At 67.2% G+C, this 1,105-nt stretch carries 1 protein-coding gene; it reads left to right on the top strand.

All coding sequences use genetic code 11. The features are described from left to right. Window positions 1-1,105, top strand: a 1,105-nt coding sequence (locus Dsi01nite_RS56920) for a fibronectin type III domain-containing protein (protein WP_203854884.1), incomplete at both ends; no start/stop codon positions are given.

The following is a 1,105-nucleotide window of genomic DNA, read 5'->3' as shown; positions in this document are numbered from 1 at the left end:
TCACCGCGACCACCAACACCAGCTTCTCCCTGGCGTGGAACGCCTCGACGGGCACCGTCACCGGCTACCGCGTCTACGAGGGCAGCACGGTGCGGGCCACCGTCACCGGCACCACCGCCACGGTGTCCGGACTGACCGCCGGCTCCACCCACACCTACACGGTGAAGGCCTACAACACCGTCGGCGAGTCCGCCGCCTCCAACAGCGTCACCGCCACCACCACCGGCGGCACCACCACACCCAGCGGCATGCAGGCCGCACCCTACCTCTACCAGTGGGGCGACCCACCGAACCCGCAGACCGTCCAGTCAGCCACCGGCATCCGCTGGTTCACCCTCGCGTTCGTCCTGTCCGGCGGCGGCTGCACCCCCGCCTGGGACAGCACCCGCCCACTGACCGGCGGCGTCGACCAGACCGTCATCAACCAGATCCGCGCCGGCGGCGGCGACGTCATCCCGTCCTTCGGCGGCTGGCAGGGCAACAAACTCGGCCCGAACTGCTCCACCCCGCAGGCCCTCGCCAACGCCTACCAGACCGTGATCAACGCCTACAACCTCAAAGCCATCGACATCGACATCGAAAACACCGACGAGTTCGAGAACGACACCGTCCGCAACCGGATCGTCGACGCCCTGAAGATCGTCAAGCAGAACAACCCGAACCTCAAGACCATCATCACCTTCGGCACCGCCACCACCGGCCCCGGCTACTACGCCCAGCAGCTCATCAACCGGGCCGCGTCCACCGGCGCCAACATCGACGTCTTCACCATCATGCCGTTCGACTTCGGCGGCGGCGCCAACATGTACAACAGCACCGTCAGCGCCTCCGAAGGCCTCAAGACCATGCTCAAGACCGCGTTCGGCTGGAACGACGACACCGCCTACCGGCACATGGGCATCTCCGGCATGAACGGCCTGTCCGACCAGCAGGAACTCACCTCCGTCGCCTACTGGCAACAGATCCGCGACTGGGCCCAGTCCAAGCACCTCGCCCGCCTCGCCTTCTGGTCCGTCAACCGCGACCGCGGCTGCGCCGGCGGCGGCGTCGTGTCCAACTGCAGCGGCATCGCCCAGAACAACTGGCAGTTCACGCAGATCACGGC

The organism is Dactylosporangium siamense (assembly GCF_016862795.1).
Taxonomy (GTDB): domain Bacteria; phylum Actinomycetota; class Actinomycetes; order Mycobacteriales; family Micromonosporaceae; genus Dactylosporangium; species Dactylosporangium siamense.
Note: the sequence above shows the minus strand (reverse complement) of the source record. Positions and strands in the feature narration are given on the sequence as shown.